This is a genomic window from Halocella sp. SP3-1 (assembly GCF_003953885.1).
In the GTDB taxonomy this organism is placed as follows: domain Bacteria; phylum Bacillota; class Halanaerobiia; order Halanaerobiales; family DTU029; genus Iocasia; species Iocasia fonsfrigidae.
The window spans coordinates 3197814-3219210 of sequence record NZ_CP032760.1 but is presented as its reverse complement, the minus strand read 5'-3'; the positions used below and the strand labels follow the sequence as shown (position 1 = coordinate 3219210).

At 39.0% G+C, this 21397-nt stretch carries 2 protein-coding genes; both read left to right on the top strand.

Features of this window, described 5'->3' with window-relative positions; genetic code table 11:
* The first annotated feature begins 25 nt into the window (after positions 1–25).
* Positions 26–730: a response regulator transcription factor gene (locus tag D7D81_RS15355; RefSeq protein ID WP_125990927.1), complete on the top strand. Its 705-nt coding sequence runs from the start codon at positions 26–28 to the stop codon at positions 728–730.
* Between the two features lie 176 nt (positions 731–906).
* Positions 907–21378: a hypothetical protein gene (locus D7D81_RS15350; protein WP_125990926.1), complete on the top strand. Its 20472-nt coding sequence runs from the start codon at positions 907–909 to the stop codon at positions 21376–21378.
* The last annotated feature ends 19 nt before the right edge of the window (positions 21379–21397 follow it).

Genomic DNA, 21397 nt, shown 5'->3' with positions numbered 1-21397 from the left:
AATAGAGGCTTAGGAGGTATAAATAATGTCAGGGGAGACTATTTTAATTGTTGATGATGATGAGGATATCAGAGAAATTATTTCTATATATCTGGAAAACGAAGGATATCACGTGATTTTGGCTGCAGATGGTAAAGAAGCATTAAATTATGTTTTTTCTGTTAAGCTTGATTTGATAATCCTGGATATGATGTTGCCTGGCCTTGATGGAATAGAAGTTTGTCAGGAATTACGAAAGGAAGTATCTACTCCAGTTATCTTTCTAAGCTGTAAATCTACATCTGATGATAAAACTATGGGTTTGATGGCTGGTGGTGATGATTATATGAGTAAACCCTTTGATACAGGAGAGCTAATAGCCAGGGTTAAGGCTCATCTGCGGAGAAATAGAATGCTAAGACAAGTTGAAACAGATAATACCTTTGAAAGACTGATATTCTTTCCTGGGCTGACAATTGATCTGGATAGTCACACTGTATTGTTAGAGGGAGAAGAGGTTGCTTTTTCACCCAAGGAATTTCAATTACTTGTGCTATTGACTCAAAATCCAGATATTGTATTCAGTAGTGAAGAGTTATATCAAAAACTCTGGGGTGCAGAGAGTTTAGGTGATTATCGGACTTTGATGGTCCATATTAGTAAAGTTCGCAAAAAAATAAAACAGAATTCTGATAAATCTATATCTATTCAAACTATTAAAGGTGTTGGTTATAAATTTTGTACAGGGTAAGATATTATTGTAAACACAATGAGAGATAGCTTCGGCTATCTTTTTTTTTGAATATATATAAAAGTTAAGGATTTTTTAAGGTTGTATTAACAGACTATATTGTCGATTTATGATAGAATTTACCTATAATACAATAGGTAATTTTAACTAGTATCAGATTTTAAGGAGGGATAAAAGTGGTAGTTAAAGAAATTCATTATGATTATGAAGAAAATTTAAGTTTGGATTACATACGTTCTTTTATTTCTATCATATTAATTGTTTTTATTATCTTAAATAATTGTTTTGGCTTGGTAATAAGTGCTGCCTATGCCCAGGAAATTATCACTGATGGGAATACAGCTACGGATGTTAGTGTTGATGGTAATATTACTAAAATAACCACTTCAACAATTAGTGACCAAAATGCCTTTAATTCCTTTGATAAGTTTAGTATAGACAGTGGGAATATTGTTAATATGTATCTCCCTGGAGGCACATCAAATCTTATTAATCTGGTTCATGCTGATAAATCTTACATATATGGAATGTTAAATTCAATAAAAAATGGTGAGATTGGAGGGAATCTATATTTTCTTAATCCTCACGGAATTATGGTTGGAGAAGGGGCTACAATTAATGTTGGTTCCCTTACTGCTGTAACCCCTACCCATGATTTTATGGATGGTTTTTTTGAATCGAAATTTAGTCCCTCTGCTGAGGCAGTTGCTGAACTTATGGCTGGAAATATACCACTAAATGCAAATGGTACAATATCAATTGATGGGGATATTAATGCTATCAGAGATATAAATTTATCTTCGGGAAATTTTAATAATACAGGTGTTGTAAATTCAGCTGCTGTTTTTTCTGGTGTGGAGACTGATTTTAGTGATATAGTTAATATTAATAACATAGAGAGCGGCTCAGAAATTGAAGTAAATGAAAATGGGAATATTGAGATTGTAGCTGTTAATGATGCTGATAATTCTGGTATAATTGCATCAGAAGGTGATGACAGTCTTGCTGGTGGTAATATAAATATAAGTGCTGGTAGTATTAATATGAATGATGGTTCATGGGTATCTGTGCGTGGTTATAATCCAGGTGATATTTTAATAAAAGCAGTGCAAAGCAATGGAGGTACAGCTTCTATTAACTTAAATAATGCCTATTTGACAGGTAATAATATTACTTTAGATGCCAGTTCAGAACTAATAAATTCTTCACTATTTGGTGTAGTATCTGATCAAACAATAGCAGAGATAAATGTTAATTCCACTGATATAGAGGCAGCAGGCAATTTATTTTTAAGTAGTAAGACATATCTTAAAAGTTCTGTAACTACACCAGATTTACAAAATATTACAACTGCTGATGCAGCAGTGGCTATCTCTAATTTAACAAGTAATGCTTTAGTTAAAATTGGGGGAACTGTTGATGCCCAATCCACTTTGAATGTAGGTGGTAACCTGGAATTATCTGCCGAAAATGATGTGATTGTTAATTCTCTGGCAGATGCCTCTGGTAGTAATACAAATAAATTGGGAGCTGCTGTGGCAGTTTCCAATATAGACACTCAGACTAAGGCTCAGATAAGTAGTAATGTAAATATTAATAATAATCCTGATACAGTTATGATTAAAGCATTTTCAAATAATAATATTAATACAACTGCAATAGCATCTTCTCAAGGTGTAGACCAGGATGGAGCCCCTATTGGTGAAACAAGTAAGGCAGAAGAAAAGCTCACAGAATATCAGGATGAGGCCAGTACCAGTGAAGGAAGTGTAAATGTTGCAGCAGCAGTTGCCATCAGTGATATTAATAATGAAACTGAAGCTTCTATTAGTGGTGATACATCTACAGATGTTACAGGTAAAGTAAGTATTATTAGTAATTCGATTAATGATTCGAATGTTACGGCTGATGGCAGTACAGTTAATGGTGGAGATACAGCAATAGGTGCTGCCGTTGGTGTAAATGTAGTTGATTCGTCCAATAAAGCGGTTAGTGACAGGAAATTAAATGCTGGTGCTGTGGAGGTAACTGCCGGAATGAATGATTATTCTGCTGTAGGTGCTCCACAGACAACAAGTAATTTCAGTACAAATGTTACTTCTGGTGCAGCTGGTGGTAATCTTGGTATAGCAGGTGGACTGGCGGTTAATGTTATAGATCAGACAAGCCATGCTCTGGTTCAAAATAATCTGAAACTTAATAATGGTGATCTTATTATAAATGCTGTTAATAATACAGAACAGATAGCAACTTCTCTTCCGGTTGAAGATAACACCAGTGGAGATAGTGTTGGAGTAGGTGCTGCAGTTGCCATTAATATAGCAAAAAATAATCAGGCCCTGGCCAAAATCGCTACCGGGGCTGCTATTACTGACGGAAATAAGATATCTCTAAATGCTTCTGGAACTCACCTGGTAGAAACAACAGCAGAGGCAGGGGTAGCCGGTGGAACAGCAATCACACCGGTTGTGGCCTTATCAGTTATTAAAAATTCCAGTATTGCTGAAATAAGTGATAATAGTCAGGCTCTGGATATTACAGGGGATTTGATAATAAATGCTAAAAATAGCAGTGAGGTTTTGACTACAGCAATTGGCTCGACAGAGGGTGAAACTACAGCTATAGGTGCATCAATTGCTGCGACTTTACTTGAAGATAATACTGAGGCTTCTCTGGCCAGGAATGTTGCTGGAAGTAATAATGTAAACATAACAGCAGAGAATCAGTCAATGTCAGAGAGTAGTTCATCAGCCAGTGCTTCTGGAGGAAAGGGTGAAGAAAATGGAGCCCCGGCTGATGGTGAGGATGTCAATCAAAAGATAGATGATGAGCTAAGTTATGGTCAGGACAAGCAGGGTAAAACAGAGGTTGAAAAAACAGAGGCAGCTTCTGCTGAGACCAGTGAGGGGACAGTCAGTGTAGCAGCTGCAATTTCAGCAAATATGGCTGATTCTAATGCAACTGCGAAAATAACTGATGGAACAGATCTTACAGCATTAGGAGATCTTAGCTTAAATTCTAAGATTCAGACAGATGCAGCTGCCATTGCTGATGGAAGTGCAGTAGATAGTACTACCAAAGTTGGTGTAGGTGCAGCAGTGGCTTTAAACAAAGTTAATTCAAATAATAGCACATACCTGGGTAATGGGATTTTCAACATTGGTTCACTTACCCTACAGTCTCAAATGTCAGTTATTTCACCTGAAAAGACAGGGGATGACCCGGATGAAGTCAACGAGTTTGTTGCTGAAGCCACCTCTGGTGCAGGTGCCGCTAATGTCGGTATAGCTGGAGGGCTTGCAGTCAATTTAATTAATAATAATAGTATGGCTAAAATTGGACAGGCCAGTACTGTCAATATAATTAATAATGATACGGTTTCAGGAAATCTGATTCTTGATACAGAAAATAATTCTTCCAGTACAGCCAGGGCACTACCTGCTGGAGATGGGGTCAGTGCTGATAGTGTAGGTATCGGTGCCTCAGTGGCCATGAATATTGTTAATAATAATACATTAGCTCAGGTATTAGATGGAGCAGTTATTACAGGAGTAAATAATGTAGGATTAAATGTTACAGGTAATCATGAAATAGGGACAATGGCAGAAGCGGGAGCAGCCGGTAGAACAGCAGTAACACCAGTTGTTGCCTTAACTGTTGCAGATAATAAAACTACTGCTAGCTTAGGGACAAGTGCCAGTACATTATCATTAGCAGGTAATCTTAATCTTACAGCAGATAATCAGGGGGTTTCAATAACAGAAGCAAAAGGTAATACTGAAGGTAGTAATGTAGCTATAGGTGCTTCCCTGGCCGTCTCGGTTGTTGATGACAGGGCAGAGGCCACAACAGATAGAGATATCAATGCCGGCGGCAGTGTTACTCTTAAAGCAGAGAATGCCGGGAGCAGTAGTTCTACGGCTGAAGCCAGTGCTAAAGGTGGAGCGGAAGACGATGGTACAAGTACTATTGATAGTAAAGTAGCAGAACAGACAGATTACGGCCAGACTAAACAGGGCAAGACAGATGCCGAGAAAACAGATGCTGGTTCAGCAGAGACCAGTGAAGGGGCGGTCAGTGTAGCAGCAGCAGTAGCCTCAAATACTGCCGAGTCTACTGCTAAGGCTTCAGTAAATGATGGAGTAAATATCACAAGTGGTGGAGAATTAACAGTCAGTGCAGCCAATAATACAGATGCAGCAGCTGCAGCTACAGGTAGTGCAGTAGATAGTACTACTAATGTAGGGGTAGGGGCTGCAGTAGCAGTAAATAAAGCAACATCTACCAATACAGCTTATCTGGGTAATGGAACACATGAAGTTAATGGGCTGACAGTAGAGGCTATAATGAATAATACCGGAACAGATACAGAACCGGAGAAGACCGGTGTCTTTACAGCAGAGGCAACCTCAGGCGCAGGTGCCGGTAATGTAGGGGTAGCCGGTTCACTGGGACTTAATTTGATAGATAATAGTAGTCAGGCGCTAGTTAACAGTGGGGCAAGTACTACTCTTAATAATAATGATCTTAATCTAAGGGCAGAAAATAATTCTATCAGTATAGCAGCAGCTTTACCTGATGGTGATGGTGCTACTGGTGATAGTGTTGGTGTAGGTGCATCAGTGGCTATGAATATTGTTAATAATAGTGCATTGGCTCAGGTGCTGGATGGAGCAGTGATTATAGATGCAGGGAATGTAGAAATTAGTGCTTCAGGTAATCATGAAATAGAGACAGTGGCGGAAGCAGGTGCAGCGGGTGGTATAGCAACTACACCAGTTGTGGCCCTGTCAACAGTTGATAATATAAGTACAGCCAGTTTAGGAATTGGTGATCTTTTATCCATGACAGGTAACTTAAATGTTACGGCAGATAATCAGGGAAGTGTCACAACAGAGGCAATTGGAAATACAGAAGGTAATGTGGCGGTGGGTGCTTCAGCAGCAGTAACAGTTGTTAATGATAGGGCAGAAGTCACCACAGATAGAGATATTAATGCTGGCGGCAGTGTTACTCTCAAAGCAGAGAATGCCGGGAGCAGTAGTTCTACCGCTGAAGCCAGTGCAGAAGGTGCAGAAAAAGAAGAAGGTAATGATGTTAATTCTAAAGTGACCGAGTTGACAGATTTCGGTCAGGATAAACAGGGCAAGACAGATGCCGAGAAAACAGATGCTGGTTCAGCAGAGACCAGTGAAGGTAAAGTCAGTGTGGCAGCAGCAGTAGCCTCAAATAATGCTAAATCTACTGCTAATGCTTTTGTAAATAATGGTGTTGATATTACAAGTGGCGGAAAATTAACAGTCAGTGCAGCTAATAATACAGATGCAGCAGCAACAGCTATAGGAAGTACAGTAAATAGTGAAATAGGTGTAGGTGCTGCAGTAGCGGTTAATAATGCGGATTCAACTAATTATGCCTATCTGGGTAATGGAACACATGAAGTTAATGGACTGACAGTAGAGGCTATAATGAATAATACAGGAACAGATACAGAGCCGGAGAAGACCAGTGTCTTTACAGCAGAGGCAAGCTCAGGCGCAGGTGCCAGTAATGTAGGGGTAGCCGGTTCACTGGGACTTAATTTGATAGATAATAGTAGTCAGGCGCTAGTTAACAGTGGGGCTAATATAGATCTTGCCAGTAATGAGAATGGAGTAGACGTCTACCATGATCTAAATATAACAGCTGAGAATAGATCAACTTCTATAGCTAAAGCATTACCGGAAGAAGCTGGAGCCAGTGGTGATGGTGTAGGTGTAGGAGCCTCAGTGGCAATCAATACACTTACTGAATCTACTATTGCCAGCTACAGTAATCCAGTACCTGTCTCTAATTTATTGGGTGGGGATGTTCTGGGTGAAGATATTGTTTTAGATGATGGTACTGTCCTGAAAACTGGGACTGTTTTAACAGCTGGCCAGATTACGGATATAAAGGCAACAGGAATCAATTCCCTACAGATTAGGCCTGATAACACAAAAGGAATAGTTGGAGTTAAAAACTTAAATATTGCAGCACATTCAAGGAGTATTACAGAAACAAGGGCTAAAGCAGGTGCCCAGGGTGGTGTAGCTGTTGATGCTGTTGTTGCACTGGCAACACTACAGCAGACAACACAGGCCACAATCGGGGCTGGAAGTGAAATTACCAGCAGTGGAGATATTAATCTCAATGCCAGTAACATAGGGGATAATTTAGCCCGGGCAATCGGAGATACCGAGTCCGGAAATGTAGGTGTTGGGGCTTCAGCAGCGGTTATTTTAAGTAATAGTTCATTAAATGCCGGAAATAGAGTAGATAGTGGAACATCCCTTGTTAAAGCAACTATCGCCCGGGATATTGATGCTGGAGGAAGTATAGGGATAAGTGCTGAGGCAGACCGGAGATATGAAGCTGTAGCTGAAGCAGGTGCTGGAGGGGCAAAATCTGAAGATGAGCTTGCTGCTGATTCTTCTAATACCAGTACCCAGACCCTTAAACAGAATAAAGATTCACAGAAAGGTACTGATAAAGCAGTTGAAGATGGAGGAGATAGTACTGCCAAACCGGGTACACTTTCAGCTGCCGCTGCTGTTGGTTTGTCATATATTAATGATGATGTTAAGGCAGGAATTATTGGTGGTAGTGTGAATAATCCACGCAGTGTTACAGCCGGTGGAGATATAGATATAAGAGCCAGCAATCTATCCAATTTTAGTTCTAAAGGTAGTGGTAAAGCTGTTGGTAGTATTGATGGGCTTTCAAAAGTAGGAATTGGAGTTGGAGTTGGAATCAGTGTTACCCGGAATAATACTACAGCCATGATTGGCAGTAATAGTATGATTAATCAAGCAGGAGATATTACTCTAAATACAATTAGCAGGCAGAATACGAATGACAGGGAGTTAGAGTATATTACAGACCTAGAGCCTGGTGAAGTTCTGGCTGATGATATTAATTCTAATGGAATAAATCTGACAGCAGGAACTGTATTGACAGCTGCAGATATTAGCAACTTAAAGACAGCAGGTGTATATAGTCTCTATCTGAAGACCAGCAAAAATCTCAAGTCAGTTCAGGACCTGGAAGCAGGCCAGGTTGTGGCCGAAACAGTTGGGATGAACGGAGTCCGTCTGGACCAGGAAATAGCCTTAACCACAGATAATATTGCTTCCTGGCAGACAGATAATAATATTGGTGGTTTTGATATAAAGACAGTTGATATTAAAGTTACAAAGAATACTACAGACTTAGCTGCCGGTGATGTTGTTGCTGATGATTTCAGTTCAGGTGAAATTAGTTTTAAAGCTGGGACAGAGCTTACTGCAGAAGATATCACTGCCCTGCAGGATGCTGGAATTAGTTCTTTAAAAATTAGAGAAGAAAAACAGGCATCTGATTTAGCTGCTGGTGATACTATAGATGGAGTATATTTAGAGAATCTTACTACAGGTGCTGAATTGACAGAGCAAGAGATTATGGTACTACAGGATAAAGGGGAATCTGGCAACATTTATGTTGAAAGTAGTAATCAATTTGCAGCTGAAGGGATTGCTGGAGCCGGGGCTCTGAAAGTAGGAGTAGCGGGTTCACTGGCAGTAACTGATTCAGAAAATATTAGCCAGGCCTATTTAGGGAATAATATGACGACCAGTCAGACTGCAGGTGATATCGGTGCTATTAAGATCAATGTTGATAATACCAGTAGACTGGCAAATAAAGCCTGGAGTGCGGCATTTGGAGGAATGGTTGGTGTAGGTGCTTCGATTGCTACCCTTTCTTCTGATAATAGGTATCGGGCTTATGTAGGAGAAAACAGTGATTTGAATACAGCAAGTTTAACTATCCAGGCCCTGAATAATAAAGTGAGTGGTGAAGTTCCCTTTGAATATAATGGTTTTGACAGTCTTGACCTGCGGGCTTTAATGGGTGAGAATAATTATTACACAGAGGCAGTGGCCGGTAGTGGTGGTGGAAGTGTTGCTGTTACAGGTTCTTTTGCCATTAATACAATCAAAGATGAAACGACTTCTATTGTAAAATCAGGAACAGAGATTACGACTACTGGTAAAGTAAAACTTGAAAGTAGTAATGATACCACATCCAAATCAGCTACAGGGAGTGTAGCAGCAAGTCAGAGTACAGGGGTTGGACTTGCCAGTGCTAACTATCTTAATCAGACTATAACTTCCAGTTTGATTGAAACTGGCAGCCGGATAACAGGGTCCAGTCAGGTAAATGTTTCAGCTGAGGGCAGACAGGAGGTCGCTGTCTTTGGAATCAGTGCTGCAGCTGCCAGTACTGCCGGGATATCAGGGGTAGCTACTACTCTAAACTCTGACAGTAGGGTTACTGCGGCTGTTAAGGATGATATCACTACAAGAGGGAATGTGGATATTAGTGCCTATAATGAGATTGATGAAATAAATATTGCCGGTGGAGCAGCCGGTGGTGGTTCAGCAGGGGTTGGAGCAGCTGTCAATATTAACAATATAAATAATCAGACCAGGGCCTATCTTGGTCAGAATCTGGTTGTTTATGATACAGCAAATATTAATATTAAGGCTGATAGTATTGAAAAACTGGAGACTATGGCTGTTGGTGGTGCTGTTGGTGGTACATTTGCCGGGGCAGGCTCAGATCTTAATAATGAAGTAAAAGGGATAACTGAGGCCTATATCGGCCAGGGTTCAGTAGTTAATGCTGCTAATAATATCAGTGTTCTGGCAAGTGATACCACTACAGTAGATAGTGATACAGGGTCATTGGCTATTGCAGGTAGTGTGGCTTTAGGTGGTTCATATAGTTCACTTAATGTGGGTAATACAGTTAAATCTTATCTTGGTGATGATGTTATCATAGATACAGACGGAAATCTATCTATAGATGCTGTAAGTAATAACAAAATAGAAGCATCTTCCCTGGGGGGAGGAGCTGGTGTTGGTATTGCTGGTCTGGGTGCTACTTATCTCAAAATTGAAGATAAGACCCTGACCACAGCTTACCTGGGTAATCAGACTGAGATTAAAAGCGCTGATGAAGTCAATATTACAGCAGATTCAGACTGGACTGGACTGGATTCCAATGAACAGGTAGTTGCTGAGGCCCTGGGTGCTGGAGCAGGGATATATGCAGGTATAGGTGCTGCTGTAGCTGATATTATAGTAAAAGGACAGACAAAAGCTTATTTAAATAATAATGTAAAGATTGGCCAGACTGCAGGTAAATCCGTAGAAAAACTTTCTGTTGAAGCGGATTCTAAGCGTGGGGTTAAGACTCATACAATGGCCGGGGCTGGTGGGATCGGTGCAGGAGCCGGTTCACTGGCTACAACAGAAATAGTTGAAAATACAGCAGAAGTGCAGGGTTATAAGACAGAGGCCTATGTCGGTAGTAATGCTCAAATAACTACCAGTGGAGATATTGCCGTCAGGGCTGTAGATATGATAGATGCTGATGCAGTAGCAGATGCTATCAGTGTTGGTGGGGTAGCAGTGGGTGTTTCCCAGGCAACAGTAAATCTTAACCCTACTGTTAATTCTTCACTTGGTACTGGGGGTAATTATACAGCTGATAATTTATTAGTTCAGGCTATTGAAGCCCTACCTGATGATGGTACTTCAGCCTATGCAGATGCTAAAGCAGCTGGTGGAGGATTACTGGCAGCCAATGCAACATCAAGTAAAGTTATGAATAAATCAAAGATAGTGGCTACTCTGGGGGGTTTAGATATTAATGGTATAGGTACTGAGCTGAATATTAATAGTGATTTAAGACTGGCTGCAACTAATGCCTCCAGAGGACAGGCCGTTGTTAGTGGAATTCAGGCCGGTATTATAGCCGCAGGAGCCAATCTGGCTGAAGTCACTGCTAATAGTATAACAACTGCTGTACTACAGGATGGAACCAGTGGTAATATTGATGGTACCCTTACTATTGATGCCACCGGTGATGAAGAACTATATTCTGAAGCTAAATCAGGTAGTGCTGGTGGGGTTACCGGGGCAGCCGCCACAGCCAAAACAAATAGCACCTCACAGACAACAGCAGAATTAAATGGAGCCAGCTCAACTAATCCTTTAAAAGCTAACAGTATTGTCCTGGATGCTGATCATACTACAACTTTTAATGGAAAGAGCAATAGTGTAAATGCTGCAGTAATTGGTGGTAGTGGGGCCGTTGTTGAACATAACATAGATTCTACTGTCAATACAATTATCAGTGATGGAGTCAACCTGGAAACTTATGACCTTGATGTCCAGGCCCGTAATATCAGCCGTAAACCCTGGTTGGTGAGTGATGATGGAAGTAAAGAGTTTAATGCTGAAGCAGGGTCAGGTGGTTTATTAAATGGTACAGCTTCCAGCAGTATTTCAGATATTAAGCATATCAGCCAGGTTATAATTGGTGATAATTCAGATATTAATATTGTAGGAGACCGTGAGAATTCAGGAGGCACAAATTTCCGGGCAGTTAATGATATTGAAGCAAGGGATAAGACTAAACTTGATGCTGGTGGTAGTATTAATATTGCCCGGTCTGAATCTCAGATAAGGGTAAATCAGAGTGATGCCAAAGTCATTATGGGAAATGGTGCTGATATCGACACAGTTGGACCAGTAAACATGTCGGCTTTAACTATGGCTGATATTGAAGTTAATACCAGTTCCAAGACATATGGTTATGCGGGGGCAGCACAGGGTAAAACAAGGTCTGAGATAAATACAGATAATCTGGTTTCTATAGGTAGTAATGCAGATATTCGATCTGATGGTGATATTAATTTATTCGCTGGACGTGATGCTGATGGCCAGCGTAATAATATAAAATCAGTGGCTCGAACAGATTTATTTAATAAAACTGCTTTACCGATTGAGACTGACCCTATAGCTGATGCCATCATTAATCAGGATAATCAAATTAATATTTTGACTGGTTCTCAGTTGAGGAGTGCTGAAGATATCAGTTTACTTACTGATAAAGGAGCAACCATGGCAGATGGTCAGGGAACAGGTAAAGATTTATATAGGCAACTGGCAGAAAATGTAGCAAATGGTTTTAAGAAGATTGTTGGAGGCGAGGAAGTCTCTCTGGAAATTAAGGGTGGTTCCAGTAGTGATGATGCAAGTACAGCAGTAACAGTTGATGGACTTATCCGCGCAGGTCTTAGAAATAAACTTTATCTAGAATTTGATGGTGCTGGAAATGTAGTTAATCAGAGTGATGGAGTGAATTATTATCTGACTGACGAAAATCTGGTCTCTAATATGTTTGATAGATTGGAAGAACTGAAAAAACTCCGCATAGCATATTATAGTGATCAGGATGCCCGGGCAGCCTATGATGCAGAGATTAGTTTTCTGGAACAAAGAATGCTCAGAATGGGCTATGCCGCCAAAGATGAAGCTACAAATGATATATATCCCAGCAAAAATGTTCCGGTTTCATTTATAAATGTTGAAGACATTAAGGCACGTGGGGGAAATATAAATATTACAGCCGATAATTTGACAGGTAGTGGTGCTCTAAAAGCACCAAGTGATACAGAGATTAGTATTATTAATAACAGTGATAAATTTCTGCGGGTAAACAAGTTAACTATCTCAGATAAGGGTGGTCATGTTTACTTTAATGAGGCGGCAGTTATTGCTTCAACAGATATTAAAAATAGTAATCTTGATTCAGGAAAAGCAGTTGGAATTAATGTAGAGGCTGCCGGTAGTTCTGCGGTAACCCCTAAAATAAGAGTAGGAAACACATATAATCCACTGGACAATAATCCTGCTCCAAATATTGAAGTAGTAGGTGATATAACAAACTTTACTGGTGAAGTAAATATAAGCAATGAGGCTGGGAGTATTAATATTAAGGGTATGGACGGTAAGACAGCCCCTAATATTGTGGCAAATACAGTTAATTTAAGTGCCGGGCAGGATATCTCTCAATCTTATGTAGATGGGTTCCAGCATATCGGTGGTGACCCAAAATCCAGATGGGCTACAATATCTGATGGTTTCCCGTTTGATTATAGTCATAATGAGCTTCCGGCTTCTGCCGGTTCCCTCATAGCCGGTAATAATGTTTATCTCAGTGCCCGTTATCTTAATATTAATGGTAAGATTCAGAGTGGTATACCTGACTGGGAGGTGACTCTGGAAAATCTGGAAGGACAGATAGATAACTATAGGAGTCAATGGTATCAGGACGGCAGGCCTAATATGTCTGACCCAGGTAATCTACTGAAATATCAATTATCCGGTTTTTCCGGTGACCCTACAGGTAGGATTAAAGCTTACTATAATCCAGAAACTGACCGGATTGTGCTGGATGGTGTTAAAGTCCAGGGGGGATATGTTGAACTCTATGGAGAAATTTTAAACACTGGTGGTTCAAATGGTCAGATAGATGTAATGGATGGATATGGCAGAATTAATGTGACAAATAATACCCAATATGACCTTGTAATTAATGGCCTTGATACTGGTAATGATATTGCTGGGCTTATTAGGATTACAGATACAGCTAAAAGGTATAATATTAATGGTGAGGATGTACCTATAACAACAGAGTATGAGAGGATTAATGGCACCGTACGTCAGCGTACACTTGCCAAATATGACCAGGATAATGATGGGGTTTCAGAGGAATATTTAATAGGAAATTCATGGGGCACTGCCCGTCAATCCAGTTATCAACCAGAAGAAGGACTGCGTTATGTCTGGACCAGGGGACAGGATGGTAGTAAATATAAGATTGGTACCAGTTGGGATGACTCGTATTTAGGCTTCATTGATGGAGCTGAAGGGGATTATGATAAATGGGAAGAGAAAATGGATGATACTATAGTAGATTTACCTGGTGGAGAATATACTGATACACTTGGACAGGATTCATATTACCAATATAGATATGATAGATATGAAACCGGTGATTTCTCATTAGTTGATCATGATACATGGGAAGAATCTACCTGGTGGGGTAAAAAGACCTACTATGTACGTGATACCTATAAACAGGATATCAGTGATGTTTATACCCATTCCTTAAAAGCAGACCACACTATCGGGATTAATTTTATTGGTCATGATCAGGGAGAGGTCAATGTTTCCAGCCCCAATGCTGATGTCATATTAGATAATTCTGTAAGTAATACCGGGGGTAATGTTAATATATCAACAACATCTGGGTCAATTACTCAAAGCTCAGAAAGGTCAATAATTACAGGTCAGAATATTAATCTGTCAGCAACTGATGGTATTGGTAGTGATTTACAGTCTGTTGCAGTTAATCTGGACGGAAATAGTGGTTCACTGACAGCTGAGACCAATCAAAATAATATAAATATTAGTAGTATTAGTGGTGAACTGCGTATAAACAATATTGCTACTGGACAGGGAAATGTAAAACTCAGTGCAGAGGGGAATATAGTCCAGGCAGCATCTGGTAATAGTGCAGTGGTTACTGGTAACCGACTGGAATTATTTTCTGAAACTGGTTCGATTGGAACTGATAGTCAGGCATTAAATGTTCAAATTGGTACTGATGAGCTGGCTGGTCTGAAGGCAACTGCTAATAATAATATTTCAGTACGTCAGGTTCAGGGGGATTTCAGGTTAATAAGTGTAGAATCCCTGGGGGGAGATGTGAGCCTGGAGGCAGAAAATGGAACCTTAATTGACGGAAATACCAATGAAACAAGGGATGAGAGGACAATTGACCAACTGGAAAATCTCTGGGATGATATGCTTTTAACTGGAACCGATGCTGATCAGAGTGCCCAGAAAACTATAACTGCCTATAGACAATCTAAAGAACAGGATTATCAGAAATACTGGCAGATGCGTAATTTAAAAGCTGAACTTGATGAAAATGGTAATATTAAATATGATACAGAAGGTAATATTATATACCAATATGATGCCTATGACCCCAATAAATATATTGATGAAACAAAACAGGCAGAATATGATCAGTTACATCAGCAGTTTAAAGAAACCACCTATTCTTCTGAATGGGCATATACCTTGACTGATGCTGAGAGAAATGATCTTACCCAGGGATACTCCTGGACTAAAGGACAACTGGAAAGCAGCCTCAGCAGGGGAATCCTCTTTAAACAGACAACAAGTACAGATACAAGTATTGAAGAAGCAAATATTATAGGACATAATGTTACATTATTGGCTAATTCAGGTAGTGTTGGTACAGATGAAGGCAGGCTTGTTATCGATGGTAATATTGGCACACTAACTGAGACAGAAAGACTGGCCCTGGCTGCGGCAGAGGCTGATGATGTAGGAGTTGATAATACAAATAATCTTATTACTGTACTGAAAAGGGAATCAGTTGATGTAGATGCTACAGGAGAAATAAAGGTTGAAGCACAGGACCATGTATATCTGGGTTCTGAAAGCCCACTCTATGTTAAGACTGTTAATAGTGAGGGGTCGATCAGAATTAAGGGTAAGGATGGGTTATATAATGTGGCTACAGCAGGTCAGGCAGCAATTCAGGGAGGTAGAACGATTCTGGAAGGTGGAAATGGTGGCATAGGGACAGAGATTAATCCCCTGACAACTGATTTGAATGCAGATGCAGAACTAACTGCCCGTGCCAGTCAGATCTATCTCAATGAGTTAAATGGTAACCTTAATATTGCTGAAATATATGCTAAAAATGATGTTTTTCTCAATACTGCAGGTTCAATTCTTGATAAAAGTGGTCTACGGCCACAGGCCCTGGAAGGTGGGAATATTGACCTTGCTGCCCTTACAGGAACTATTGGTACTACATTAAATCCTCTGGTAGTAACTGTTGGAACATCTGGACAATTAAATGCCTCTACAATTACTACAGGTAAGGGTATATACCTGTCAAGTGATGCAAATGTCTTTAACCTGGGTCAGATAGATTCTGGAGGTAATTTAAGAGCAGATGCTAATCATGGGTTAATTAGAGTGAGGGATAATATTATTACTGATGATGAAATAGAGTTAACTGCATTAACAGATTTAGAATTTGATTTCACTGGGAGTCTTGAAAGTAATAGTTTTGTTGATTTATCAGCAAATATCATTACAATGATAGATGGTTCACTAGTAAAAGGCGGTACTGCCGGGATAACATTAAATTCTGATAATACGGTTCAGTTGAGTAAGCTGCAAAGCAGTGGGGATATTTCGGTTACAGCTGGGACAAATATTATTCAAACCGCGAATGGTGCAATAAGTGCTGGTACTTTAAGTACTAACAGTGCAGGTCAACAACTGCTTACAGGGAACAACACAGTCAAAAACTTTACAGCAGTAAATAGTGGTAGTGGTCAGATAGAGCTACACAATGAAGAAGTATTAACTATTAATGATATTGACCAGACAACAGCAGGTGGTAATGTAATAATAGATAATATCGGAGCAGTTGAGATAAATGGTGAGATTAAGACTGCAGATGGGCTTAATTTAATATCCACTTCCAGTATTACAGAGACTGAGACAGGCAGGATAGTAGATGCCTTACTTCTTAGTACTAATAGTGCAGGTCAACAACTGCTTACAGGGAATAATACAGTCAAAAACTTTACAGCTGTAAATAGTGGTCCAGGTAAGGTAGTACTAAATAATACAATCAGTCAACTGGAAGTAGCTGGTGTTGAGAATAAAGCAGGTATAGAGATTAGTAATAATGGTAATCTGCTTACAACCGGTCTACTTACTACTGATACTGGTACCATTATGCTGGATGCCAGTAATGGGGAGTTGAAAATTTCAGATATAATTAATAATACCACTGGAGATATAACTACAATATCTACAGGGAATACCATTATCGATAGTATGTTAACTACACCTGGTACTGTAAGGTTAACTGCAGGTGGGCAAATAACTGAAACCATAAATGGACAGGTAAATAATGCCTCTGTTTTAAGTACTAACAGTGCCGGCCAACAGATGCTTACAGGGAATAACACAGTCAAAAACTTTACAGCAGTAAATAGTGGTAGTGGTCAGATAGAGCTACACAATGAAGAAGTATTAACTATTAATGATATTGACCAGACAACAGCTGGTGGTAATGTAATAATAGATAATATCGGAGCAGTTGAGATTAATGGTGAGATTAAGACTGCAGATGAGCTTAATTTAATATCCACTTCCAGTATTACAGAGACTGAAACAGGCAGGATAGTAGATGCCTTACTTCTTAGTACTAATAGTGCAGGTCAACAACTGCTTACAGGGAACAACACAGTCAAAAACTTTACAGCTGTAAATAGTGGTACAGGTAAGGTAGTACTAAATAATACAATCAGTCAACTGGAAGTAGCTGGTGTTGAGAATAAAGCAGATATAGAGATTAGTAATAATGGTAATCTGCTTACAACCGGTCTACTTACTACTGATACTGGTACCATTATGCTGGATGCCAGTAATGGGGAGTTGAAAATTTCAGATATAATTAATAATACCACTGGAGATATAACTACAATATCTACAGGGAATACCATTATCGATAGTATGTTAACTACACCTGGTACTGTAAGGTTAACTGTAGGTGGGCAAATAACTGAAACCATAAATGGACAGGTAAATAATGCCTCTGTTTTAAGTACTAACAGTGCAGGTCAACAACTGCTTACAGGGAACAACACAGTCAAAAACTTTACAGCAGTAAATAGTGGTAGTGGTCAGATAGAGCTACACAATGAAGAAGTATTAACTATTAATGATATTGACCAGACAACAGCAGGTGGTAATGTAATAATAGATAATATCGGAGCAGTTGAGATAAATGGTGAGATTAAGACTGCAGATGGGCTTAATTTAAGCTCCACTTCCAGTATTACAGAGACTGAGACAGGCAGGATAGTAGATGCCTTACTTCTTAGTACTAATAGTGCAGGTCAACAACTGCTTACAGGGAATAATACAGTCAAAAACTTTACAGCTGTAAATAGTGGTCCAGGTAAGGTAGTACTAAATAATACAATCAGTCAACTGGAAGTAGCTGGTGTTGAGAATAAAGCAGGTATAGAGATTAGTAATAATGGTAATCTGCTTACAACCGGTCTACTTACTACTGATACTGGTACCATTATGCTGGATGCCAGTAATGGGGAGTTGAAAATTTCAGATATAATTAATAATACCACTGGAGATATAACTACAATATCTACAGGGAATACCATTATCGATAGTATGTTAACTACACCTGGTACTGTAAGGTTAACTGCAGGTGGGCAAATAACTGAAACCATAAATGGACAGGTAAATAATGCCTCTGTTTTAAGTACTAACAGTGCCGGCCAACAGATGCTTACAGGGAATAACACAGTCAAAAACTTTACAGCAGTAAATAGTGGTACAGGTAAGGTAGTACTAAACAATACAATCAGTCAACTGGAAGTAGCTGGTGTTGAGAATAAAGCAGGTATAGAGATTAGTAATAATGGTAATCTGCTTACAACTGGTCTACTTACTACTGATACTGGTACCATTATGCTGGATGCCAGTAATGGGGAGTTGAAAATTTCAGATATAATTAATAATACTACTGGAGATATAACTACAATATCTTCAGGAAATACCATTATCGATAGTATGTTAACTACACCTGGTACTGTACGGTTAACTGCAGGTGGGCAAATAACTGAAACCATAAATGGACAGGTAAATAATGCCTCTGTTTTAAGTACTAACAGTGCCGGCCAACAGATGCTTACAGGGAATAACACAGTCAAAAACTTTACAGCAGTAAATAGTGGTAGTGGTCAGATAGAGCTACACAATGAAGAAGTATTAACTATTAATGATATTGACCAGAAAACAGCAGGTGGAAATGTAGTAATAGATAATGTTGGGGCAGTTGAGATAAATGGTGAGATTAAGACTGCAGATGAGGTTAATTTAAGCTCCAGTTCCAATATTACAGAGACTGAAACAGGCAGGATAGTAAATGCCTCTGTTTTAAGTACTAACAGTGCCGGCCAACAGCTGCTTACAGGGAATAACACAGTCAAAAACTTTACAGCTGTAAATAGTGGTCCAGGTAAAGTAGTACTAAATAATACAATCAGTCAACTGGAAGTAGCTGGTGTTGAGAATAAAGCAGGTATAGAGATTAGTAATAATGGTAATCTGCTTACAACTGGTTTGCTTACTACTGATACTGGTACCATTATGCTGGATGCCAGTAATGGGGAATTGAAAATTACAGATATAATTAACAATACCACTGGGGATATAACTACTATATCTTCAGGAAATACCATTATTGATAGTATGTTAACTACACCTGGTACTGTAAGGTTAACTGCAGGTGGACAAATAACTGAAACCATAAATGGACAGGTAAGTATGGCAGCTGCCTTAAGTACTAATAGTGCAGGTCAACAGCTGCTGACAGGAAATAATACAGTCAAAAGCTTTACAGCCGTAAATAGTGGTAGTGGTCAGATAGAACTACACAATGAAGAAGTATTAACTATTAATGATATTGACCAGAAAACAGCAGGTGGAAATGTAATAATAGATAATGTTGGGGCAGTTGAGATAAATGGTGAGATTAAGACTGCAGATGAGGTTAATTTAAGCTCCAGCTCCAGTATTACAGAGACTGAAACAGGCAGGATAGTAAATGCCTCACTTCTTAGTACTAATAGTGCTGATAAGCAGTTGCTGACCGGGAACAACACAGTCAAAAACTTTACAGCTGTAAATAGTGGTAGTGGTCAGATAGAACTACACAATGAAGAAGTATTAACTATTAATGATATTGACCAGAAAACAGCAGGTGGTAATGTAATAATAGATAATGTTGGGGCAGTTGGGATAAATGGTGAGATTAAGACTGCAGATGAGGTTAATTTAAGCTCCAGCTCCAGTATTACAGAGACTGAAACAGGCAGGATAGTAAATGCCTCACTTCTTAGTACTAATAGTGTTGATAAGCAGTTGCTGACCGGAAATAATACAGTCAAAAGCTTTACAGCCGTAAATAGTGGTAGTGGTCAGATAGAACTACACAATGAAGAAGTATTAACTATTAATGATATTGACCAGAAAACAGCAGGTGGAAATGTAATAATAGATAATGTTGGGGCAGTTGAGATAAATGGTGAGATTAAGACTGCAGATGAGGTTAATTTAAGCTCCAGCTCCAGTATTACAGAGACTGGGACAGGCAGGATAGTAAATGCCTCTGTCTTAAGTACGGATAGTGTTGCTGGACAACTCCTTAATGGTAATAACAAATTTGAAAGCTTTACGGCAGTTAATAGTGCTAATGGCAATATAGAATTATATAACAATGAATCACTTTTTATATCAAATATCAGTCAGTTAGCCAAGGCAGATGTAGTGGTAAATAATAGTCATGATGTTATAGTCAATAAAATAAAGGCAGTAGAAGGGAGTACTGTATTAAATGCTAATGGCTCTATCTTAAGTGCTGATGATGAATCTATTTCGAGTAATATAGCTGCTATTAATATAGGATTAACTGCACAGTCAGGTACTATTGGTCAGGAATCAAATTACTTCAAAATAGACTCCTCCAATTCTCAAGATGGTTCAGTTGCTGTTACAGCAGAACAGGGAATTTATCTTGAGGAAGTAATGGGAGATCTTAATGTAGATCAAATCAGGGCACGTGGCGATATCTATATAATTGCAGAACAGTCAATATTAAATCAGAACACTAATGATGAGGTTAATTTTGAGGGAGAAAATGTTGATTTGGTAGCTGCTAATGGCTCTATTGGAGAATTTGGCAATCGAGTTGTAGCCGGTTCAGCTGGTAAACTCGATATGTATGCTTATCAGGGTATACATTTGGAAATGGCTTCTGGTGATGTATTTCTTAAATATGATGGTGACCTCGTTTCTGACCTGATAGAGGCTGAAAATGGTTCAATTGATTTGTATGTCCCTGAAGGAGATATTACTGTAAAAAAGATTATGTCACCAGAGATAGTTCTGCTGGAAACATCTGGTAATGTATTATTAGGGAGATTAGATGCAAGTGTATTTGAGTCTTTACTTTATTCAGTAGATACAGACTTAAATGTAGATGAAGCATATGTAGCAAGAAAAGTTAATACAAAAGCTGATAACCAGTTTTTCAGAAAACTTGTTCACAGTGGCCCTGAAGATATAAATATATCTATTAATGGGGGTAGTAAAACTATGGCCAATAATGTTCAGATAGAGACATACTCTGATAATGATATTATATTTGATGAGTTGAATGCAGATATTGCTAGGATTAATGGTCATGTGGATAATATGAGGTTTTTAGATAATATAATTGGGACTAAGGCTAAAATCAATAATGATTACTATAGTGTAATGGTTGATAATATAAGGAAAACTTTATATGACAGTGATCTTCAGCTTTATCCCGAAGGCAAACCATTTTATCTACATTTAAGAGGGGATAGAAAAATGTTAACAGATGCCTATATTGTCAATTATGACCCTGATTTTATTCAGAATGAATTTAGTACAGAAAATAGTATTACCAGAATTACAGAGAAAATGGCTCCTATAATAGGTGAAAAATCTATTGTCAGTAATGGCTATTATAATTACCCTGAACCTGTTTATTATTTAATAGATACTGATGGGAATTTAGTGATTGGGGTAGAGTATAACGAGGATGATATAGATTAATTGAGATTATTTAATTTAG

Excerpts from the sequence above, each read along its gene's own strand:
- D7D81_RS15355 (WP_125990927.1), top strand. The coding sequence starts at position 26 with ATGTCAGGGGAGACTATTTTAATTGTTGATGATGATGAGGATATCAGA.